The sequence below is a fragment of the Pseudomonas sp. KB_15 genome (assembly GCF_052114525.1).
Lineage (GTDB): Bacteria > Pseudomonadota > Gammaproteobacteria > Pseudomonadales > Pseudomonadaceae > Aquipseudomonas.
The window spans coordinates 1-20830 of record NZ_JBFREX010000007.1 but is presented as its reverse complement, the minus strand read 5'-3'; the positions used below and the strand labels follow the sequence as shown (position 1 = coordinate 20830).

19 protein-coding genes and 2 pseudogenes are annotated in these 20830 nt (G+C 60.0%); 15 read left to right on the top strand and 6 right to left on the bottom strand.

The features are described from left to right. Positions 1–104 precede the first annotated feature (104 nt). The 4 genes from relA (at position 105) to AB4Z35_RS10170 (ending at position 5016) form a co-directional block, all read left to right on the top strand. Complete coding sequence (gene relA / locus AB4Z35_RS10185; protein ID WP_442096884.1) at positions 105–2348, top strand: GTP diphosphokinase; 2244 nt, start codon at positions 105–107, stop codon at positions 2346–2348. Positions 2349–2476: 128 nt separating this feature from the next. Further along, a complete protein-coding gene (mazG, locus tag AB4Z35_RS10180; protein WP_442096883.1) occupies positions 2477–3310 on the top strand; it encodes a nucleoside triphosphate pyrophosphohydrolase in 834 nt (277 codons plus the stop codon). Between the two features lie 28 nt (positions 3311–3338). Further along, complete coding sequence (locus tag AB4Z35_RS10175; protein WP_108231709.1) at positions 3339–3881, top strand: DUF2058 domain-containing protein; 543 nt, start codon at positions 3339–3341, stop codon at positions 3879–3881. A gap of 187 nt (positions 3882–4068) precedes the next feature. Then, on the top strand, positions 4069–5016 hold the full coding sequence (locus AB4Z35_RS10170) for a hypothetical protein (RefSeq protein WP_442096882.1): 948 nt from the start codon (positions 4069–4071) through the stop codon (positions 5014–5016). Between the two features lie 57 nt (positions 5017–5073). Here AB4Z35_RS10170 and AB4Z35_RS10165 read toward each other — a convergent pair whose 3' ends face one another. From AB4Z35_RS10165 to AB4Z35_RS10140, 6 genes and pseudogenes are all read right to left on the bottom strand, one after another. Further along, positions 5074–5262 carry a hypothetical protein gene (locus AB4Z35_RS10165; protein ID WP_007997162.1) on the bottom strand — a complete coding sequence of 63 codons (189 nt, stop codon included), beginning with the start codon at positions 5260–5262 and terminating at the stop codon, positions 5074–5076. Between the two features lie 399 nt (positions 5263–5661). After that, the gene (fabB, locus tag AB4Z35_RS10160) at positions 5662–6882 is read right to left on the bottom strand and encodes a beta-ketoacyl-ACP synthase I (protein WP_007974551.1); all 1221 of its coding nucleotides are present in this window, start codon (positions 6880–6882) and stop codon (positions 5662–5664) included. Positions 6883–6893: 11 nt separating this feature from the next. After that, a complete protein-coding gene (gene fabA, locus AB4Z35_RS10155; RefSeq protein WP_015096438.1) occupies positions 6894–7409 on the bottom strand; it encodes a 3-hydroxyacyl-[acyl-carrier-protein] dehydratase FabA in 516 nt (171 codons plus the stop codon). Positions 7410–7656: 247 nt separating this feature from the next. After that, on the bottom strand, positions 7657–9558 hold the full coding sequence (locus AB4Z35_RS10150) for an ATP-binding protein (RefSeq protein ID WP_442096881.1): 1902 nt from the start codon (positions 9556–9558) through the stop codon (positions 7657–7659). Next, positions 9555–10487, bottom strand: coding sequence for an ABC transporter substrate-binding protein (locus AB4Z35_RS10145; protein ID WP_442096880.1), 933 nt, complete (start codon positions 10485–10487; stop codon positions 9555–9557). The genes AB4Z35_RS10150 and AB4Z35_RS10145 overlap by 4 nt, the downstream gene beginning before the upstream one ends. A gap of 1 nt (position 10488) precedes the next feature. Further along, positions 10489–10755: pseudogene (locus AB4Z35_RS10140) on the bottom strand (TonB-dependent receptor); the annotation flags it as partial. 387 nt (positions 10756–11142) lie between these two features. On the opposite strand from AB4Z35_RS10140, the gene AB4Z35_RS10135 reads away from it, so the two are divergent. The 11 genes and pseudogenes from AB4Z35_RS10135 to pyrF all read left to right on the top strand — a co-directional run bounded on the left by AB4Z35_RS10135 (position 11143) and on the right by pyrF (position 20738). Further along, entirely contained in the window at positions 11143–12168 is a 1026-nt protein-coding gene (locus AB4Z35_RS10135) for an NAD(P)H-dependent glycerol-3-phosphate dehydrogenase (RefSeq protein WP_442096879.1), read from the top strand. 31 nt (positions 12169–12199) lie between these two features. Beyond that, positions 12200–12547 (top strand): DUF4389 domain-containing protein, encoded by a 348-nt coding sequence (locus AB4Z35_RS10130; protein ID WP_442096878.1) that lies wholly within the window; start codon positions 12200–12202, stop codon positions 12545–12547. Beyond that, positions 12544–12927, top strand: a pseudogene (gene sixA, locus AB4Z35_RS10125) (phosphohistidine phosphatase SixA); the annotation flags it as partial. The gene AB4Z35_RS10130 and the pseudogene sixA, both read left to right, overlap by 4 nt. Before the next feature lie 113 nt (positions 12928–13040). Beyond that, positions 13041–14708 carry an AMP-binding protein gene (locus AB4Z35_RS10120; protein WP_442096877.1) on the top strand — a complete coding sequence of 556 codons (1668 nt, stop codon included), beginning with the start codon at positions 13041–13043 and terminating at the stop codon, positions 14706–14708. A 32-nt stretch (positions 14709–14740) separates the two neighbouring features. After that, positions 14741–15184, top strand: coding sequence for a hotdog fold thioesterase (locus AB4Z35_RS10115; RefSeq protein ID WP_090457267.1), 444 nt, complete (start codon positions 14741–14743; stop codon positions 15182–15184). Between the two features lie 113 nt (positions 15185–15297). Next, on the top strand, positions 15298–16104 hold the full coding sequence (locus AB4Z35_RS10110; RefSeq protein ID WP_442096876.1) for an alpha/beta fold hydrolase: 807 nt from the start codon (positions 15298–15300) through the stop codon (positions 16102–16104). After that, entirely contained in the window at positions 16101–16955 is an 855-nt protein-coding gene (locus AB4Z35_RS10105; RefSeq protein ID WP_008003272.1) for an alpha/beta hydrolase, read from the top strand. The genes AB4Z35_RS10110 and AB4Z35_RS10105 overlap by 4 nt, the downstream gene beginning before the upstream one ends. A gap of 50 nt (positions 16956–17005) precedes the next feature. Continuing rightward, entirely contained in the window at positions 17006–17665 is a 660-nt protein-coding gene (locus AB4Z35_RS10100; protein ID WP_277530880.1) for a glutathione S-transferase family protein, read from the top strand. An 8-nt stretch (positions 17666–17673) separates the two neighbouring features. After that, the gene (locus AB4Z35_RS10095) at positions 17674–18480 is read left to right on the top strand and encodes a DUF4892 domain-containing protein (RefSeq protein ID WP_442096875.1); all 807 of its coding nucleotides are present in this window, start codon (positions 17674–17676) and stop codon (positions 18478–18480) included. 69 nt (positions 18481–18549) lie between these two features. After that, entirely contained in the window at positions 18550–19605 is a 1056-nt protein-coding gene (locus AB4Z35_RS10090; protein ID WP_442096874.1) for an AI-2E family transporter, read from the top strand. A gap of 434 nt (positions 19606–20039) precedes the next feature. Continuing rightward, positions 20040–20738: an orotidine-5'-phosphate decarboxylase gene (gene pyrF / locus AB4Z35_RS10085; protein ID WP_442096873.1), complete on the top strand. Its 699-nt coding sequence runs from the start codon at positions 20040–20042 to the stop codon at positions 20736–20738. Positions 20739–20830: the final 92 nt, after the last annotated feature.

Genomic DNA, 20830 nt, shown 5'->3' with positions numbered 1-20830 from the left:
CTGGCCCGCCCGTGCAGCCGCGCACCCAGCCCGACGTGGGCGCACGGGCAACGAAGGTCAGCGATTTGACGCATTGAATCTGCGTCGTAGGGAAGGTAAGCAAGATGGTACAGGTGAGAGCACACCAGCCGATCAACACCGACGGCAGTATCAATCTCGAGGCTTGGCTCGATCATGCGGTGAGTGTCGATCTGGCACTGGATCGCGAAGCCTTGAAAGAGGCCTGCGAGTACGCTCGCGAGGCTGAGCAGCAAGCCAATGCGGCACAGAATCTGTGGTCGGAAGGGAACTCCACGTTCCGTACCGGCCTGGAGATCGCCGAGATTCTCGCCGATCTCAAACTCGATCAGGATTCACTGGTCGCCGCGATCCTGTATCGAGGCGTGCGCGAAGGCCAGATCAAGTTGCCGGCCGTCAGCCAGCGCTTCGGTCCGGTGGTGGCCAAACTCATCGACGGCGTGCAGCGCATGGCCGCGATCAGCGACAGCCTGAGCCCGCGCAAATCCCTGGTGCTGGGCACACAGGGCCAGGTGGAAAACCTGCGCAAGATGCTGGTGGCCATGGTCGACGACGTTCGCGTCGCCCTGATCAAACTGGCCGAGCGTACTTGCGCAATCCGTGCGGTGAAAACCGCCGACGACGAAAAGCGCAACCGCGTGGCCCGTGAAGTCTTCGACATCTACGCACCACTGGCCCATCGCCTGGGTATCGGTCACATCAAGTGGGAACTGGAGGACTTGTCCTTCCGTTACCTGGAGCCGGACCAGTACAAGCAGATCGCCAAGTTGCTCCATGAGCGGCGACTGGATCGCGAGCGTTTTATCAGCGATGTGATGAGCCAGCTGAAAAACGAATTGCAGGCCACCGGCGTCGACGCCGACATCAGCGGCCGGGCCAAACACATCTATTCGATCTGGCGCAAAATGCAGCGCAAGGGTCTGGAGTTCAGCCAGATCTACGACGTGCGCGCCGTTCGTGTGCTGGTGCCGGAAATGCGCGATTGCTACACCGCGCTCGGCATCGTCCACACCCTGTGGCGACACATTCCGAAAGAGTTCGACGACTACATCGCCAACCCCAAGGAAAACGGCTATCGCTCGCTGCACACGGCGGTGATCGGGCCCGAGGGCAAGGTGCTGGAAGTGCAGATCCGCACCCACTCGATGCACGAAGAAGCCGAGCTCGGCGTATGCGCGCACTGGCGCTACAAGGGCACCGACGTCAAGTCCGGTTCCAATCACTACGAAGAGAAAATCTCCTGGCTGCGTCAGGTGCTCGAATGGCACGAAGAGTTGGGCGACATCGGTGGCCTGGCAGAACAGCTGCGGGTCGATATCGAGCCTGACCGGGTCTACATCTTCACCCCGGACGGTCACGCCATTGACTTGCCGAAGGGCGCGACCCCGCTGGACTTCGCCTACCGCGTACACACCGAAATCGGTCACAACTGCCGTGGCGCCAAGATCAACGGGCGTATCGTACCGCTCAACTACAGCCTGCAAACCGGTGAACAGGTCGAGATCATCACCAGCAAGCATGGCACCCCGAGCCGCGACTGGCTGAACCCGAACCTGGGTTACATCACCACGTCGCGGGCGCGGGCGAAGATCGTTCACTGGTTCAAGTTGCAGGCTCGTGACCAGAACGTCGCGGCCGGTAAAACGCTGCTTGAGCGCGAGCTCAGTCGCCTCGGTCTGCCGACGGTGGATTTCGACAAGCTGGCTGACAAGGCCAACATGAAAACCGCCGAAGACCTGTTCGCCGCCCTCGGCGCCGGGGATTTGCGCCTGGCGCAACTGGTCAACCTGGCGCAGCAACTGGTCGAGCCGGAGCGTGGCAACGAACAGCTGGAACTGATTCCACGCAAGGCCACCGGCTACAAACCGGGCAAGCGCGGCGATATCCAGATCCAGGGCGTCGGCAACCTGATGACCCAGATGGCCGGCTGCTGCCAGCCATTGCCGGGCGATGCCATCGTCGGTTACATCACCCAGGGCCGCGGCGTGAGCATTCATCGCCAGGACTGCGCCTCGGTGCTGCAACTGGCCGGGCGTGAGCCCGAGCGAATCATTCAGGTCAGCTGGGGGCCGGTACCGGTGCTCACCTATCCGGTGGACATCGTCATCCGCGCCTACGACCGTTCCGGTTTGCTGCGTGACGTCTCGCAGGTGCTGCTCAATGAGCGGATCAACGTGCTGGCGGTCAACACCCGCTCGAACAAAGAGGACAACACCGCGCTGATGTCCCTGACCATCGAGATTCCAGGGCTGGATGCATTGGGGCGGCTGCTGGGGCGGATTTCCCAGTTGCCGAACATCATCGAAACCCGGCGTAACCGGACACCTTGATGAACAGCGCGATCCACTGTGGGAGCGGGCTTGCTCGCGAAAGCGGTCGATCAGCCAACACATATGTTGGATGTGAAACCGTCTTCGCGAGCAAGCCCGCTCCCACAGGGTTCAGTAGAGTTTGATAAATGTATTCACTTGAAGACCTGTTGCACCTGATGAACCGCCTGCGCGACCCGCAGTACGGTTGCCCATGGGACATCAAGCAAACCTACGCCACCATCGTCCCGCACACCCTTGAAGAAGCCTACGAAGTCGCCGACGCCATCGAGCGCGGCGACTTCGATCACTTGCAGGGTGAGTTGGGCGATCTGCTGTTCCAGGTGGTGTATTACAGCCAGCTGGCTCGCGAAGAAGGGCGCTTCGAGTTCGCCGGCGTGGTCGACAGCATCACCCGCAAGCTGATCCGCCGTCACCCTCATGTGTTCCCCACCGGTGACCTGTATGCGCCACTGGATGTCCCGCGCCTGAGTGAAGAGCAGGTCAGGCAGCGTTGGGAAGAGATCAAGGCCGAGGAGCGCGCGGAGAAATCCTCGGCACCTGAACAGCTGTCATTGCTCGATGATGTTCCGGCCGCACTGCCGGCGCTGTCCCGCTCGGCAAAATTGCAGAAGCGCGCAGGGCAGGTCGGCTTCGACTGGCCGGACGCCTTGCCGGTACTCGATAAAGTGCGTGAAGAGCTCGATGAAGTCCTCGAAGCCATGTCGGAAAACGATCCCGAGGCCGTGGCCGACGAGATCGGCGACCTGCTGTTTTCCGTGGTCAATCTGGCGCGGCATCTCAAGGTCGATCCGGAAACCGCATTGCGTGGCGCCAACGGCAAGTTTGAAAGACGCTTTCGTTTTATCGAACAGGCATTGCGCGACACCCGTCGTCCCATGGAAGATTGCACCCTCGAAGAGTTGGACGCCTTGTGGGGCGAAGCCAAACGTCAGGAAAAGAATTTGCCCAGCTGCGGTTGAGCCGTGGCCTAAGTGAGTAATAAGCACCATGAGCATTTCCCTTCGCGACCAGTTGCTCAAAGCAGGGCTGGTCAACCAGAAGCAGGCCAAGCAGGTCAGCAAAGACAAGCAGAAACAACAACGCCTGGCCCACAAAGGCCAGATCGAGCTGGATGACTCCCAGCAGCGCGCGGCGCAGGAAGCCATGGCCGAGAAGGTCAAGCGCGACCAGGAACTCAACCGCCAGCAGCAGGAAAAAGCCGAGGCCAAGGCTCGTGCCGCGCAGGTCAAGCAATTGATCGAAGTCTCGCGCCTGCCGAAGCTGACGACCGAGGATTACTACAACTTCGTTGACGACAAGAAGGTCAAGCGCATCTCCGTCAACACCCTGATGCGCAACAAGCTCAGCAGCGGTTCGCTGGCCATCGTGCATCACGCTGGCGGCTACGAAGTAATTCCGCGCGAGGCGGCGTTGAAGATTCAGGAGCGCGATCCGCAGCGCATCGTGCAACTGAACGTCAAGACAGAAGAGGTAAGCACCGAGGATGATCCTTACGCGGCCTATCAGATTCCTGATGATCTGATGTGGTAACAGATTCAATGCTCTAGCGGGCTTACATGTTTGCTAGTAATTTGCATGATTTATACATTGAGCCCGAAAGATTGTATCGATACGATCTTTCGGGTTTTCTTTTGCCAGGAAATAATATCCTTTTATAAGGGTGTTTGTGTCTGGGGAAAATAAATGGAATGACCTTTAGTATCTAAGGATGGAATAAATGCTTGTAAGTATCGCTTCGTTACGCCAACCCACTTTCAAGTCACAGTTTTCACAGCCGCGACTGCCCGGACAATCCATTCGCGATTATCTTGACGATGAACTTGTCGCTCGTGCCGAGCTTGTACTCCGAAAAATCAAGATCGCTGCAAAAGCTGCTCGCGAGGATCATGGCGCGACCGCTTGTGTTTTCTTTACCCTGCCTGAGTTCTTCTGGAACATTCCCTGGCGAGAGGTTCGCAATGAAGAGGAACTCCATGAGTTGAACTCTGCCTATCTGGAGAAAGTACCAGCCTGTATAGCTTCATTGAGGACCGAACTGCCAATGGAACGCTATGGCAAGATCGTATTGCTGGCGGGAAGCTGTGCGACACTCATCAAAGTCGGAGAAGGTGAATCAAGTTATTACGATGTTATTAATTACTTGCTGGCGATCACCAATAAAGAATTTGAAGTCGATATGCCTTTGATGTCGATGTGGCCAAAGCGCCATGTATCAGGTATCGATTTTGGCAAGCACCTGGCTTCGGATGGAGACTTTTGGCTGTTCAAGATTTCCGAGGAAGTCGAAGTCAGGGTGAAGAAGCTCAGCAGCGTGCGGGCTGAACACAGTTATTTCGGTGGTTATGAAGGGAGGTTCATCAATAGCCTCGTCTATGGCTGTCCTTTTGCAATCAACTTGTGCCTGGATTACTACAGTCTGAAAGAAGGCGAGCGCGACATTCAAGTTGAGCTGACGGAGGCAAAAATCGATTTCCTGATCGCCTGCGGCATGAGTTTCGATTATGCCAAGCGTCATCCGTCATCGCTGCAGTATTCGATCCGTAATGACGGAATGGGCGATGGCGAGGTCGAGGTGGTCAGGCTTCAAGCGGGCTGGATTGTTGAAAGTGTCCCCTCGGTGCCAATCGAAGACGACCTTCATTTGACGTTGATCGAGGTTGTCTGATGTGGATGCAGCCTGCCCGGCAGGAAGGGGCAGGCTGCACGGTGGTGGAGTCTGTTCTCAACCGGTTGCGAGCTGGCGTTTACGCTCGAGCATTTCCAGCTCGGCCTTGTAGTTTTGTGCGTCGGTTTCGGAATGGAACATCCCGACCAGCAGGTCTTGTTGATGCACGTCCCAGATCCGGATACCGGCGGCTACACCCTCGTGGGATTTATGTGAATCGTCGCGTTCAGTTACTTTTACAGTCATCTGCTAGCTCCAATCTCTGTTATCTGCAGCAAGGCATGTGCAGGCCTCTGTTATAAAGTTTGGTAGCTTGCTAAGTAAATAACCGAGTTTGGTAACGGTTTTTTGCAAAAACGGAAACAGTCATGCAGCCCGCTAAATACGCGACATTCGGTCGCAGGTCATTGAGTTTCATGACAAACGTTTCATGTTTGTGACGATGAAACTGCAGGCTGAATGCAAAACCTGTGGGAGCGGRCTTGCTCGCGAAAGCGATTTAACATTCAACATGGATGTCGGCTGACTCACCGCTTTCGCGAGCAAGCCCGCTCCCACAAGGATGTGGTGTTGCCCTATTTTCAGACGAAAAAAAACGCCCCGAACCAGTCGGGGCGTTTTCATGTGCGGCTTGGCAGCGGAAAATTACTTACCTTCCCAGCGCTTCAGTACCAGCGTGGCGTTAGTGCCACCGAAACCGAAGCTGTTGCTCATCACGGTGTTGATGGTGGCGTTTTCGCGGGTCTTGGTCAGCACCGGCAGGTCGGCCACTTCAGGGTCCAGCTCGTCGATGTTGGCGGAACCGGCAATGAAGTTACCTTCCATCATCAGCATGCAGTAGATCGCTTCGTGAACGCCGGCGGCGCCCAGGGAGTGACCGGACAGGCTCTTGGTGGAGCTGATGGCCGGAGCCTTGTCGCCGAACACTTCACGCACACCTTTCATTTCCGCGACGTCGCCGACCGGAGTCGAAGTGCCGTGGGTGTTCAGGTAGTCGATCGGGGTGTCGACGGTGGACAGCGCCTGCTGCATGCAGCGGATCGCACCTTCACCGCTTGGGGCAACCATGTCGTAGCCGTCGGAGGTCGCGCCGTAGCCAACGATTTCCGCGTAGATCTTCGCACCACGGGCCAGAGCGTGTTCCAGCTCTTCGACCACGACCATGCCGCCACCGCCGGCGATGACGAAGCCGTCACGGTCAGCGTCGTAGGCACGGGAGGCTTTTTCCGGGGTGTCGTTGCGCTTGCTGGACAGGGCGCCCATGGCGTCGAACAGGAACGACTGGCTCCAGTGTTCTTCTTCACCGCCACCGGCGAAGACGATGTCCTGCTTGCCCATCTGGATCTGTTCCATGGCGGTACCGATGCAGTGAGCACTGGTGGCGCAGGCAGAAGCGATGGAGTAGTTCAGGCCCTTGATCTTGAATGGAGTGGCCAGGCACGCGGAAACGGTGCTGCTCATGGTCCGCGTGACGCGGTATGGGCCGACGCGCTTGACGCCTTTCTCGCGCAGGATGTCCAGCGCTTCCATCTGGTTCAGGGTCGATGCGCCACCGGAACCGGCGATCAGGCCGGTACGCGGGTTGGAGACCTGCTCTTCGGTCAGGCCCGAGTCGGTGATGGCGTCTTTCATGGCCAGGTAGGCATAAGCTGCCGCGTGGCCGACGAAGCGATAGATCTTGCGATCGATCAGTTCTTCAAGGTTGAGGTCAATGGAGCCGGAAACCTGGCTACGCAGACCCATTTCGGCATATTCCGGGTTGAACCGGATGCCAGGGCGGCTTGCACGCAGGTTAGCGGAGACGGTCTCTTTGTCATTGCCCAGGCAAGAAACGATGCCCAGACCAGTGATAACGACGCGGCGCATGCGGATAACCCTTAGAAGTTGTCAGTGGAGGTGAACACGCCGACCCGGAGGCCTTCGGCGGTGTAGATTTCGCGGCCGTCGACAGTGACCGAACCGTCGGCGATGGCCAGGTTCAGCTTGCCCTTGAGGACGCGCTTGATATGAATGTTATAGGTGACTTTCCTGGCGGTCGGCAGGACCTGGCCGAAGAATTTCACTTCGCCCGAACCCAGCGCACGGCCACGGCCCGGCAGGCCTTGCCAGCCCAGGAAGAAACCGACCAGTTGCCACATGGCGTCGAGGCCCAGGCAGCCCGGCATCACCGGATCGCCTTCGAAGTGGCAGGCGAAGAACCACAGGTCCGGATTGATATCCAGCTCGGCGACCAATTCACCTTTGCCGTACTTGCCACCTTCTTCGCTGATCAGGGTGATGCGATCAACCATCAGCATGTTCGGGGCGGGCAGTTGCGCGTTACCAGGGCCGAACAGCTCACCGCGACTGCAGCGCAGCAGGTCTTCCCGGGTAAAGGCGTTTTGTTTGGTCATGCGAGCTCCTCAATAGTCCCATGCGGCAGGTGGGGCAAATCTTCCCGGCCGATCGAAGCGTTCATGCCTCGAACCGGCAGCCTACTCATAGACTATTGCGTTGTGGTGAAAGTCACAGCACCAAGGACATGAATGTACACTTGTGCACTGAAATTATTATTCAAGCCCCTTTTCGGGCCAGTTCGGGTGCCTAAGACTGCCGCACTTTCGCCTTTCACGCCAGTCGCAGATGCTCGAAAGGCCTGTACTACTGCACCCATCGTTGCAGAATTTGCTGCAAATCAGTTCGTTTGAACGGCTTCGCCAGGTAATCGTTCATCCCCGCCGACAGACAGGCTTCGCGGTCGCCCTGCAAGGCGTTGGCGGTCAACGCGATGATCGGCAGGTCGGTGCAACCGGGCAGCTTGCGGATTTGTCGGGTAGCTTCATAGCCATCGATGATCGGCAAGCGGCAATCCATCAGGATCGCTTCGAAAATCAGGCTCTCGGCACTGCGAACAGCCTGCGCGCCGTCGGCCGCGAGACTGACCTTGAAGCCCAGACTGCGCAACATGGCTTCGATGACCGTCTGGTTGACCGGGTTGTCTTCGACCAACAGCACATTGCGCCCATCGCCGCCACTGTTGCCGGATTGCGCGCGGGGGGGCAACAGTGGCTGCGTCTGCTGGTGCAGTGCGAGGGGGATTTCCAGGGTGAACACCGAACCGCGACCTTCCTCACTCTGCGCGCGCAAGGTGCCCCCCATGCGTTCGGCCAGGGTACGGGCAATCGGCAGGCCCAGCCCGGTGCCGCCATAACGTCTCGAAATGGAGCTGTCGGCCTGCTGGAAAGCGTTGAACATCAATTCCAGGCTTTGCGCCGGGATGCCGATGCCGCTGTCGCGCACGGTGCAGGTGAACCACAGCAACTCGTGGTCCAGCGACTGCCACTGCGCCTCGATGGAGACGCGGCCCTGTTCGGTGAACTTCAGCGCATTGCCGATCAGGTTGACCAGTATCTGCCGGATACGCGTCGGGTCGCCCTTGACCTGCAAGCCGCGCATGTCATCGGGGATCATCAGTTGCAGGTCGAGACCGCGTTGCGCGGCGCTGTGCTGGAACGACTGGGCACAACTGCCGATCAGGTCGACGAGGTGGAACGCAATGTGTTCCAGTTCCAGCTCCGAACGTTCGATCCGCGAGAAATCCAGGATGTCGTTGATGACCTTGAGCAAGTGCTCGGTGGATTCGGAGGCCAGCGCCGCGTATTCCACCTGTTCCTCGGTCATGTCGGTGGTTTCCAGCAACTGCAGCATGCCCAGTACGCCATTCATTGGCGTGCGCAGTTCATGGCTCATCATGGCGAGGAAGTCGGATTTGGCGTTGTTGGCCTTTTCCGCCTCTTCGCGGGTCTGGATCAATTGCGCCATGGCCTGATGCTGTTCGCGGCTGGCCTGTTCGAGACCGCTGGCGAGGTTGTTGATGTGTTGCGACAGCGCCCCCAGCTCGGTGTCGTCGACAATCGGCAGCGGTGTTTTGTAGTCGCCGTCCTGGATCGCCTTGACCGCATTGCCGATATCACGGATCGGTTGCGACAGGCTGCCCGCCAGACGCCGGGCCACGAGGAAGGTAAACAGCAGGGCAAACAGCGCCAGAATGGCGGCCTTGAGCACGATTTCCTGCTGACGCTGGCTGAAGGCATCGTTGGACAGCCCGACGATCACCCGGCCGAGATAGTCTTCAGTGGGGGCCGCTTTGGCGGTTTTGCTGCTCTGGAAAAAATCATTGTGCAACGCGATTCGCTGGAGCCGTATCGGTGCCTGGAACACTTCGAGCTGTTGCGCGCGATTGTGGTGTTCGCTCGGTTGTTCGACGTATACCAGAACCCGGTTGGCGCTGTCCTGGATTTCCAGAAAGCTCACGTTGGGCGTGGCCAGCGTCGCCTTGAGCAAGGTTTCGAGCACTTCGATGTCGCCCGAAATCACTCCGTACTCGGTCGCCGGCGCCAGTTGATTGGCGATCAACTGGCCGGTGTGGGTGATTTCCTGACGCAGATCCTGGATGCGCACGAACGTGAAGAAGCTGATCAGCAACAAGGTCAGCAGCAGAGCAGGGCCGAGGCTGATGAGTTGGGTGCGAGTGTTGATGTCCCAGCGACGGCGCAAGTTCATGGGCGGCGTTCTCCTTCAGCCAGCAACGTGGTGACAGACGCTTCGTTTATCTGTTCGATACCCAATGAACGCGCCACCTGCGGATTGCTCGCGACCTTGAATCGATGGGGGTAGTGCGTGCGCGGCCAAGTGGCCGGTGGCCGGTCGAGCAATTCGTTGAGGATCGCCAGCCAATCGCTCTGATCGCTGTAGGTGCTGGCCAGGCTCCCGGCCTTGACGAATCCGGCGTTGGGTCCGACCAGCGCCATTTGCCGTGAGTAGCTGCTCAGCAGCAGGTTCTTGGCGGTTTGCGGGTTGTACAGGTCGGCGTCGTCCAGGCCCAGCAACACGTCGCTGTTTTTCAGCAGGGTCTGTAACGGGCGACTGTCGTGAATGTTGTCCCAGCGCTGGGTGACCACCTCAAGACCCAAGGGGAGGGCGGCCTGACGCAGCTCATTCAACAGGAATTCACTGTGGTAGTCGTAGAGCACACCGATGCGTTTGGCTTGGGGTAACAGGGTGCGGGTCAAGCGCAACTGGCGGTCCAGTGGTGGATCGCTCCATAGCAGGGACAGGCGCGCAGGGAGCGTGTTGTTCAAGCGTTGCCGGGCTTGCAGGCGGCTGATGCGCAACACCAGAGTCGCCGGGCCCTGGGTGTCCTGCAGGCGCCAGTCGAGGCTGGGCAAGTCGAGCAATATCAAGCGGATGTTTTCAGGCAGCTTGTCTGGTATCGGTAAACTGGCCAGTGTCTGGAATCGTACGTTATCGCGTGGTCGCAATTCGCTCAGGGCCTGGGTAAACGCCCGCACACCGGGGCTGTCTTCGGCCCCCGTGAGCAAAATGTCGGCCGCGTTACTCGCCAGGCTGCCCAGCATGCCGATTGACAACAGGCAAAGTCCGGCCAGCAGCCGGCCCAGGGTCGGCATTCTGCAGGCTGGACGATACGGCATCTTAAAGCTCCAGCTCCGCGCTGAAAAACATCACGTGGCGCTGGTCATAATTGTTATCGATGAGGGTGGTCGGCTGATTGTCCAGCCGTTGCTGGAGCACCCCGGCCAGTTCCAGGCTGGCCTTGCCCACGGCGATACGCTTGGCGATGCGCACATCGACCCGTTCGAAACGATAGCCGTTGAGGGCGTCATCTCCATAGTAGAAAAGCGCACTATTCCAGCCCCGGCCCCAATCGCGCATCCACCCGGCGGAACCGCTGTTGCGTGCATCCCGGCCCACGCCCTGGCTGGCGTAAAAGTCGTCGATGCCGCGCTGGCCCTGGGTGACCTTCAGGCGCGTGGCCGTGAGCACTTGCGGCAGCGGTTCGCTGTCCAGGAACAAGTCGTCGGCCAGCAATGGCGAGCTGAAAATCAGCGCCAGTACCAGCGGCGAACGCGGTGAAGGAGCACCCGGAGACACAACACATTCCAGTCAGTGATTGATGGCGCGCATGTTAACCGAGCCGAATGACTTTTCCATTCACGATGTCCGCATTTTCCTCGGATTTGTTGGTCTGCTTCCCACGGCTAGCAGTATTTGAAGTCGGGGCTGGCCGCCAAGGGGCTGCCCCGTATAATGCCGACATCGCCACTGGTATGGATTAACGGATTGCATATGACTGAACAGCGCCCGATTGCGGTCCTGGGAGGCGGAAGTTTTGGAACCGCCGTGGCTAATCTGCTGGCCGAGAACGGGCATCAGGTCCTTCAGTGGATGCGTGACCCCGAACAGGCCGAGGCCATTCGGGTCAATCGCGAGAACCCGCGTTACCTCAAAGGCATCAAGATTCTGCCCGGCGTGACGCCGGTCACCGACCTGCAAGCCACCCTGGATGCCTGTGACCTGTGTTTCGTCGCATTGCCCTCCAGCGCGCTGCGCTCGGTGCTGATGCCGCACGCCGAACGCTTGACTGGCAAAATGCTGGTGAGCCTGACCAAGGGCATCGAAGCCCACACGTTCAAGTTGATGAGCGAGATCCTCGAAGAGATCGCCCCGCAGGCGCGCATCGGCGTCCTGTCCGGACCCAACCTGGCCCGTGAAATCGCCGAACACGCGCTGACCGCCACTGTGGTCGCCAGTGAAGACGAAGAGCTGTGCCAGCAGGTTCAGGCCGCGCTGCACGGCCGCACCTTTCGTGTCTACGCCAGCGCCGACCGTTTCGGCGTGGAACTGGGCGGGGCGTTGAAAAACGTCTACGCGATCATCGCCGGCATGGCGGTGGCGCTGGGCATGGGAGAAAATACCAAAAGCATGCTGATCACCCGGGCATTGGCGGAAATGACCCGCTTTGCGGTGAATCAGGGCGCCAACCCGATGACCTTCCTGGGCCTGGCGGGCGTGGGCGATCTGATCGTGACCTGTTCGTCGCCCAAGAGCCGCAACTATCAGGTCGGTTTCGCCCTCGGCCAGGGCCTGAGCCTGGACGAGGCCGTTACGCGCCTGGGCGAAGTCGCCGAAGGGGTCAACACACTTAAAGTGCTCAAGGCCAAGGCCCAGGAGGTTGGCGTGTACATGCCGCTGGTCGCCGGGCTGCACGCGATCCTGTTCGAGGGGCGCACGCTGGAGCAGGTCATCGGTCTGTTAATGCGTGGCGAGCCGAAAACCGACGTCGACTTTATTTCCACCAGTGGTTTCAACTAATCACGTTTGCCAGAAAAGCAGGGAGTTGCGCATGAACGATCCGAAAGTAGAAGCCAGGTACGAATCCATCCTGCTGCGCGTGTTGTGGATGATCCTCTTCGTGCTGGTGTGGCAAGTGGCGCAGTTCATCCTTGGCGCCGTCGTGCTCGTGCAGTTGATCTATCGTTTGTTCTATGGCGCCCCGAGCGCCAGCCTGATGAACTTCGGCGACAGCCTGAGCCAGTTCCTGGCGCAGATCGGTCGTTTCGGCAGCTTTCACAGCGACCAGAAACCCTGGCCGTTCGCCGATTGGCCGATGYCGCGTACGCCGGAAGGTGAAGCGCCGCATGTCGTGGCACCGGCACCGCATCCGGCCCGAGATGAGGAACCCAAGCTATGAAACTCTGGGTATTGCGTCATGGTGAAGCCGTTCCGCACGGTGCCCGTCCCCACGATTCGGAGCGGGAACTGACCGACCACGGTCGTGAGGAGGTGCTGCGCAGCGCGGCGTTACTGATGGGCCAACCGCTGACGGCGATCTACGCCAGTCCGTACCTGCGAGCGCAGCAGACGGCGCAACTGGTGCGCGAAACACTGGGATTCGAACCGGAAATCCGCACCGTCGAATGGCTTACCCCGGAAACCGATCCGGACAAAGTGGCCGAGCAACTGGTGTCGGTGAGCAACGTCCTTTTGGTCAGTCACAACCCGCTGGTGGGGAATTTGTTGAGCTACCTGCAACATGGCGCCGGGCATCCGCCGGAAAAAGTCAGCACCGCCACCCCACGCTCCCACAGGGATGTCATCGCCTGGAAAGTTTTGAATGAAATAGTCAACCAAGCACTTGCTTGGTTGACTACGCTTGCTCCAGACCAAAAACACAGGAGCGAGTCATGTCTGCTGCTTTTCGTTTGCCTCTGGACGTTTTCTACGAGCGTGAGGCCCGTCATCCCCGCCAGCGCTTCCTGGTCCAGCCTGTCGGAGGTGGCGAGGTCGAGACCTTGACCTGGGCGGATGTCGGTCACCAGGCCCGTTGCGCGGCCCATTGGTTGCGAGCGCGGGAACTGCCGCACGGCAGCCATATCGCCCTGATCTCAAAGAACTGTGCCCACTGGATCATTGCCGACCTGGCGATCTGGATGGCCGGGCATGTGTCGGTGCCGTTGTACCCCAACCTCACCGCCGAATCGGCTTCCCAGGTACTTGAACACTCGGAAGCGGCGCTGGCGTTCATCGGCAAGCTCGACGACTGGCCAGGCATGTCCCGTGGCGTCAGCCCCGACCTGCCGACCATCAGCCTGCCCCTGCATCCGCCGGGTACGTTCGATTTCAGCTGGGCCGACCTGCAACGCAGCTCGCCGATTCAGGACGATCCCAAACCTGCCGCCGATCAACTGGCGACCATCATTTACACCTCCGGCACCACTGGCATGCCCAAGGGCGTGATGCACAGCTTCGGCACTCTGGGGTTCGCCACCACTCGCGGCACTTCGTTGTTCGGCCTCAACGAGTCGGACCGGCTGTTGTCCTACCTGCCGCTGTGCCACGTTGCCGAGCGCATGTTCGTCGAGCTGGCGTCGATCTATACCGGCCAGACGGTATTTTTCGCCGAGAGCCTGGACACCTTTCTCACCGACCTGCAGCGTGCACGTCCCACCGCACTGTTTGGCGTGCCGCGTATCTGGACCAAATTCCAGATGGGCGTGTACAGCAAGATCCCGGCGAAACGTCTCGACTTCCTGCTCGGCCTGCCGATCATCGGCAAACGGGTCGGGCATAAGGTCCTGGCCGGGCTCGGGCTGGATGCGTTGCGCATTGCGTTGTCCGGCGCTGCGCCGGTGCCGCAGACCTTGTTGTTGTGGTACCGCAAACTGGGGCTGGATGTGCTGGAGGTCTACGGCATGACCGAGAGTTGCGGCTATTCGCACATTTGCATGCCGGGCCAGAACAAACCGGGCTGGATCGGCAAGCCGTGCCCGGAAGTCGAAGTGCGGATCGCCGAGACGGGGGAGGTCATGGTGCGCAGTGGTGCGACCATGCTCGGGTATTACAAGGAACCGGAAAAAACCGCCGACACCATTACCGGGGACGGCTTCCTGCGCACCGGCGACAAGGGCGAGGAGGATGCGGAAGGCAATCTGCGCCTGACCGGACGTCTGAAGGAAATCTTCAAGACCAGCAAAGGCAAATACGTAGCCCCGGCACCGATTGAAAACCGCCTGGCCGTGCACTCGCGCATCGAACAGGTCTGTGTCGTGGGCGATGGCTTGGGTGCACCGTTGGGCTTGTGCGTGTTGTCGGCGGTTGGCCAACAGGATGCCGGCGGGGCCGCGCGCGCCGGCTTGCATTCCAGCCTTGAAAAACTGCTGGAAGAGGTCAACGGCGCCCTCGACAAACATGAGCGGTTGCGGCGCCTGGTGGTGGTCAAGGACAGTTGGGCCGTGGAAAACGGCTTTCTCACCCCGACCCTGAAGATCAAGCGCAATGTGATCGAAGCGGCTTATGGTGAGCGCTTTGAAGAATGGAGCGAGCATAGCGAAGCGGTGCTGTGGCAGGATTGATCCACGAACAAAACCAACAAGGAAACTCTGCGATGAGCCTGTGGCGCACCACTCCCAACATCGAACAGTTGAACGCAATCCAGAAAAACACCATCGGCGAAGTGCTGGACATCCGTTTCGAAGCCTTCGACGACGAGTCCCTGACCGCCAGCATGGTCGTCGATCACCGCACCCATCAGCCTTACGGCTTGCTGCATGGTGGCGCCTCGGTGGTACTGGCCGAATCGGTCGGCTCCATGGCCAGTTACCTGTGCATCGATGCCAGCAAGTTCTATTGCGTGGGCCTGGAAATCAACGCCAACCATTTGCGCGGCCTGCGCAGCGGGCGGGTGACGGCGGTGGCCAAGCCGATCCACATCGGCCGCACGACCCATGTCTGGGACATTCGCCTGACCAGCGATGAGGGCAAGGCCAGCTGCGTGTCGCGACTGACCATGGCGGTGGTGCCGTTGGGTGAGAATCCGCCGACGCGTTGAACCAAAGCCATGGCTTTGACCGGACTGTCATCATTCCTGTCAGTTACGGTCATTGCTGCAGGACGCGGTCTTGCGGACAATCAACGCCTGTTCTCGCTTATGGATTTGCAGGTATGTCGCAACAGATCTTTTTCGCCCACGCCAATGGTTTTCCTTCGGGGACCTACGGCAAGTTGTTTGCGGCGCTGGCACCCGAGTTTCAGGTGACGCATCTGGAGCAGCACGCCCACGACCCGCGTTACCCGGCGGACGACAACTGGTACAACCTGGTGGATGAGCTGATCCATCACCTGCAACAACAGGCCGAGCCCGTGTGGGGCGTCGGTCATTCCTTCGGTGGGGTGTTGCACCTGCATGCGGCCTTGCGCTGCCCTGAACTGTATCGCGGGGTGGTGATGCTCGACTCGCCAGTGCTGACCCGAACCGATCGATGGGTGATCCGTGCAGCCAAGCGTTTCGGCTTCATCGACCGCTTGACCCCGGCCGGGCGTACCCTGGGCCGCCGTGAAGAGTTTGCCGACCTGGAAAGTGCACGGAAGTATTTTGCCGGTAAAACCCTGTTCCGCGGTTTTGACCCGGAATGCTTCGATGCCTACCTGCAACATGGTTTGCACCAGGTTGGCGACAAGCTGCGCCTGCGGTTCGACCCGGCCACGGAAATCAGCATCTATCGCGGCGTGCCGCACACCAGCCCGGGTAGCACCCGGCAGTTGCAAGTGCCGTTGGCGGTGGTTCGCGGGCACAACAGTCGTGTGGTGATGCGCCATCACGCCAGTTCGGTCGACCGCCTGCCGTTGGGCGAGTCGTTGACCATGCCCGGCGGCCACATGTTTCCGCTTGAACGTCCCCTTGATACCGCTGAAATGCTCAAAGGCCTGTTCTACCGCTGGGGCGGCCGTCGACAACAGGATTGCGCATGAGCCACGTCGTCGAAGAGGTCCGCCTGAGTCTGCCGCACATCGAGCTGGCGGCGCACCTGTTCGGTCCTGAAGACGGTGTGCCGGTCATTGCCCTGCACGGCTGGCTGGACAACGCCAACAGCTTTGCCCGCCTGGCCCCCAAACTCAAAGGCCTGCGCATCATTGCTCTGGACATGGCCGGTCACGGTCATTCCGGGCATCGCCCGCCGGGAGCCGGTTACGCCATGTGGGACTATGCCCACGATGTGCTGCAAGTCGCCGAACAGCTTGGACTGAAGAAATTTGCGCTGATGGGGCATTCGATGGGCGCTATCGCTTCGCTGATCATCGCCGGGTCGATGCCCGAGCGGGTCACCCACCTGGCGTTGATCGACGGCATCATTCCTCCTACAGACAAAGGTGAAAACGCTGCCGAGCGCATGGGCATGGCCCTGCAAGCGCAACTGGATCTGCGGGAAAAGCGCAAACCGGTCTATGACACCCTCGACCGAGCCATCGAAGCGCGCATGAAGGGCCTGGTGGCGGTCAGCCGTGAGGCTGCCGAACTGCTGGCACAACGTGGTCTGATGCCGGTATCGGGCGGTTATACCTGGCGCACCGACAACCGCCTCACGCTGCCATCGCCGCTGCGTCTTACAACTGAACAGGCAATGGCCTTCGTCCAGCGGGTCAAATGTCCCGCAACACTGGTTGTCGCTGCTGACGGCATGCTCGCCAAACACCCGGAATTGCTCGAGCGTCTACCCTTTAGCCGGGAACAGCTGCCAGGCGGCCACCATTTGCACCTGAATGACGAGTCCGGTGCCGATCTTGTCGCAGACTGTTTCAATCGGTTCTTCGCCATTCCTTGACTTGCGCCTGGCAACTGTCGAGGCTTGGCGGGTTGAAATGGGAGACAACCATGATAGATCTCTACACCGCTGCGACCCCGAATGGCCACAAGGTCTCTATCGTGCTCGAGGAACTCGGCCTGCCCTACACGGTGCATGCCTTGAGTTTCGACAAAAAGGAGCAGAAGTCCGCGGACTTCCTCAAGATCAACCCCAATGGCCGGATTCCGGCGATTGTCGACCGCGCCAACGGCGATTTCGCTGTGTTCGAATCCGGCGCCATCCTGATTTACCTCGCAGAAATGACCGGCAAACTGATGCCTTGCGACCCGAAGGGACGTTCGGTGGTACTGCAGTGGCTGATGTTCCAGATGGGGGGGATCGGCCCGATGCAGGGCCAGGCCAATGTGTTCTTCCGCTACTTTCCGGAAAAACTCCAGGGTGCCATCGACCGCTATCAACATGAAACCCGTCGCCTCTACGAAGTGCTCGACACGCGTCTGCAAAGCGTGGAGTTCCTCGCCGGCGAATACAGCATTGCCGACATCGCCACCTTTCCTTGGGTGCGCGGTTACGAGTGGTCGGGCGTCTCGGTGGAGGGCTTGACGGCGTTGCAACGCTGGATGGCCACCCTGGAGGCTCGGCCGGCGGTGCAGCGTGGTCTGCAGGTACCGCAGCGCGCTGATGAAGCCAGTGTCATCAAGGGCGCCCAGGCCATGCTGATCCGATGAGTCTATCCATGCGTTCATTCAGTTTGCTGGTGCTGTGCAGTTTCAGTCCCTTGTTGTTCGCCGCCGATCTTCCGGGCAGTCAGGACCTGCCGATAGTGCCGCGTATGGCCGACGCCCAGATTGTCGACTATCGCCCGGCCGCCGAGCTGGAGCGGATCTACCCGTTGGGCTCGATCCGCAAGATCAGTGGCCAGTTACGTTTCGACGGTCAGGTCAGTGCCCGCGGCAACGTCACTTCGGTGACCTACGAGTTGCCACCGGAGCATTCATCCACCGAGGCGTTCACCGCTGCCCGCGAGGCTTTGCAACAGCAGGGCGCCGGGTTGCTCTTTTGGTGCCAGGCGCGCGATTGCGGCGAAAGCAGCCTCTGGGCCAATCAAGTCTTCGGCAACGCCAAGCTGTACGGCGCCGATGATCAACAAGCCTATTTGCTGCTGCGACTTGCCGCTCCACGGGACAACACGCTCGTCGCGCTGTACAGCATCACCCGCGGTAATCGCAAAGCCTACCTGCATGTCGAACAGTTCGACGCTTCGGCGCCGCTGGGTGAGTTGTTGCCGACCTCCGCGACCTTGCTGCGTGAACTCAAGAGCACCGGCGAGCTCGATTTTTCCATGTTGAGCGGCGCACCTGACGAGACCTGGCTACGCCTGATTTCTCGCGGACTGAATCTGGACACCACCTTGCGGGTCAGTATTTCCGGAGCGAACGCCGAAGCCTGGCGTCAGGCAATGATTGCCCAGGGCGTACGTGCCGCGCGGATGGAAACCGGCAGTGCCGAGGGCTCTGGCCTGCACATCGAGCTATTGCGCTAGGCTGTACCGGGCGAACGTGCACGCTGCGTTCGCCTACTCTTTTGCTGACTGACTTTTTCGAGACTTTTGATGATCAATAACGATCGCCTGTTGGTGCAGATCCTGCTCGTGGTGCTGTTCGGCGCGAGCTTCTGGGTGATGGCGCCATTCTGGTCGGCGATGTTCTGGGGCGCGGTCCTGGCATTTGCCAGTTGGCCACTGATGCGCTTGCTGACCCGTTGGCTCAATGGCCGCGAGTCTCTGGCGGCAGCCTTGTTGACGCTGGGCTGGATGGTGCTGGTAGCGGCACCGCTGGTGTGGCTGGGTTTCAACCTCGCCGATCATGTGCGCGATGCCACGGCATTCATCAAGGATGCGCAGGTCGAGGGGCTGCCCGAAGCGCCGGCCTGGCTGGGTTCGATTCCCCTGGTGGGCGAGCGGCTGGTCGGGATCTGGAACAGCATCGATGAGCAGGGCGCGGCGATGATGATGTCGCTCAAGCCTTATCTGGGGCAGGTGGGTAACTGGTTGCTGGCGCGCAGCGCGCAGATCGGCGGCGGTATTCTCGAGCTGACCCTGAGCATCGTCTTCGTGTTCTTTTTCTATCGTGACGGGCCGCGTCTGGCGGCGTTTGTACACACTTTGCTGGAGCGGCTGATCGGTCAACGGGCCGGCTACTACATTGAACTGGTAGCGGGCACGGTACAGCGGGTGGTGAACGGTGTGATCGGCACGGCGGCGGCCCAGGCGATCCTGGCGCTGATCGGGTTCCTGATTGCCGGTGTACCGGGTGCGTTGGTGCTCGGCATTGTGACGTTCATGCTCAGCCTGATACCGATGGGCCCACCGTTGGTATGGATTCCGGCAACCGCGTGGCTGGCCTGGAAAGGCGAGTACGGGCTGGCCATATTCCTCGGGATCTGGGGCACATTCATCATCAGCGGTGTCGACAACGTGCTCAAGCCGTACCTGATCAGCCGTGGCGGTAATCTGCCGCTGGTCATTGTGCTGCTTGGGGTGTTTGGCGGGTTGATTGCCTTTGGCTTTATCGGTCTGTTCATTGGCCCGACATTGCTGGCGGTGGCCTACAGCCTGTTGATCGACTGGAGCAAGACTCAGGCACGGGTTGAAGATCGCCGGCCCTGAAGGTCCAGGATCCGTAGCCCACTGAGCCGCTGAGGGTCAGTGGGCTTTTTGTTGCGGTACAGGGCCTCATCGCGAGCAGGCTCGCTCCCACAAAGGGTCAGTGTGGCTTTCAAATACGTGGTAGACGGATAACTGCAGTCAGGCCAACACCTGCCAGGCAGGCTGCCAACCACAAAGATGGGCTGCGAGGTTGTGGTTCCAGCATAGGCGTCCGACCCTGAGGCGGGAAGTGCTGATGTAGGGACCCATTGCGGGGGCTGAGGGTAGCCGGCCCGGGTGTTGCGGGCGTGTCGTGTGTGTATCGAACTCGACACAATGGCCTCGGGGGCTAGTCTTGCCTGAACCGTCTCGACGATTTACCGATCATCGGGTCCCGCAGCGGCGCTGGTTCCGCTACAATGCGCGCCGATTTCGACTTGCCTGAGAGCCCACTCATGTCCGCCTGCCAGACTCCTATCATCGTCGCCCYGGATTTCCCTACCCGTGACGCCGCACTGAAGCTGGCCGATCAGTTGGACCCGAAGCTGTGCCGGGTCAAAGTCGGTAAAGAGCTCTTCACCAGCTGCGCCTCGGAAATCGTCGGGACCCTGCGCGACAAGGGTTTCGAAGTGTTCCTGGACCTCAAGTTCCACGACATCCCGAACACCACCGCGATGGCCGTCAAGGCGGCTGCGGAAATGGGCGTGTGGATGGTCAACGTACATTGCTCCGGCGGTCTGCGCATGATGGCCGCGTGCCGTGAAGTGCTGGATCAGCGCAGCGGTCCGAAACCATTGCTGATCGGCGTGACCGTGCTGACCAGCATGGAGCGTGAAGATCTGGCGGGCATCGGGCTGGACATCGAGCCGCAAGAGCAGGTGCTGCGCCTGGCCGCCCTGGCAGAAAAAGCCGGGATGGACGGTCTGGTGTGCTCGGCCCTGGAAGCCCAGGCGCTGAAATCGGCGCATCCGTCGCTGCAACTGGTGACCCCGGGGATTCGTCCGGCGGGCAGCGCCCAGGACGATCAGCGTCGCATCCTGACGCCACGTCAGGCACTGGATGCCGGTTCCGACTATCTGGTGATCGGCCGTCCGATCAGCCAGGCGGCGGATCCGGCCAAGGCGTTGGCGTCGGTAGTGGCTGAACTGGCTTAACCCGACACCGAAGATCAAAATGTGGGAGCGGGCTTGCTCGCGAAGAGGGTGTATCAGTCAATAAATATGTCGACTGATACACCCTCTTCGCG

What these genes read in the sequence shown, in the direction of transcription:
- relA (WP_442096884.1), top strand. Translation starts at nt 105, where the DNA reads ATGGTACAGGTGAGAGCACACCAGCCGATCAACACCGACGGCAGTATC.
- mazG (WP_442096883.1), top strand. Translation starts at nt 2,477, where the DNA reads ATGTATTCACTTGAAGACCTGTTGCACCTGATGAACCGCCTGCGCGAC.
- AB4Z35_RS10175 (WP_108231709.1), top strand. Translation starts at nt 3,339, where the DNA reads ATGAGCATTTCCCTTCGCGACCAGTTGCTCAAAGCAGGGCTGGTCAAC.
- AB4Z35_RS10170 (WP_442096882.1), top strand. Translation starts at nt 4,069, where the DNA reads ATGCTTGTAAGTATCGCTTCGTTACGCCAACCCACTTTCAAGTCACAG.
- AB4Z35_RS10165 (WP_007997162.1), bottom strand. Translation starts at nt 5,262, where the DNA reads ATGACTGTAAAAGTAACTGAACGCGACGATTCACATAAATCCCACGAG.
- fabB (WP_007974551.1), bottom strand. Translation starts at nt 6,882, where the DNA reads ATGCGCCGCGTCGTTATCACTGGTCTGGGCATCGTTTCTTGCCTGGGC.
- fabA (WP_015096438.1), bottom strand. Translation starts at nt 7,409, where the DNA reads ATGACCAAACAAAACGCCTTTACCCGGGAAGACCTGCTGCGCTGCAGT.
- AB4Z35_RS10150 (WP_442096881.1), bottom strand. Translation starts at nt 9,558, where the DNA reads ATGAACTTGCGCCGTCGCTGGGACATCAACACTCGCACCCAACTCATC.
- AB4Z35_RS10145 (WP_442096880.1), bottom strand. Translation starts at nt 10,487, where the DNA reads ATGCCGTATCGTCCAGCCTGCAGAATGCCGACCCTGGGCCGGCTGCTG.
- AB4Z35_RS10135 (WP_442096879.1), top strand. Translation starts at nt 11,143, where the DNA reads ATGACTGAACAGCGCCCGATTGCGGTCCTGGGAGGCGGAAGTTTTGGA.
- AB4Z35_RS10120 (WP_442096877.1), top strand. Translation starts at nt 13,041, where the DNA reads ATGTCTGCTGCTTTTCGTTTGCCTCTGGACGTTTTCTACGAGCGTGAG.
- AB4Z35_RS10115 (WP_090457267.1), top strand. Translation starts at nt 14,741, where the DNA reads ATGAGCCTGTGGCGCACCACTCCCAACATCGAACAGTTGAACGCAATC.
- AB4Z35_RS10110 (WP_442096876.1), top strand. Translation starts at nt 15,298, where the DNA reads ATGTCGCAACAGATCTTTTTCGCCCACGCCAATGGTTTTCCTTCGGGG.
- AB4Z35_RS10105 (WP_008003272.1), top strand. Translation starts at nt 16,101, where the DNA reads ATGAGCCACGTCGTCGAAGAGGTCCGCCTGAGTCTGCCGCACATCGAG.
- AB4Z35_RS10100 (WP_277530880.1), top strand. Translation starts at nt 17,006, where the DNA reads ATGATAGATCTCTACACCGCTGCGACCCCGAATGGCCACAAGGTCTCT.
- AB4Z35_RS10095 (WP_442096875.1), top strand. Translation starts at nt 17,674, where the DNA reads ATGCGTTCATTCAGTTTGCTGGTGCTGTGCAGTTTCAGTCCCTTGTTG.
- AB4Z35_RS10090 (WP_442096874.1), top strand. Translation starts at nt 18,550, where the DNA reads ATGATCAATAACGATCGCCTGTTGGTGCAGATCCTGCTCGTGGTGCTG.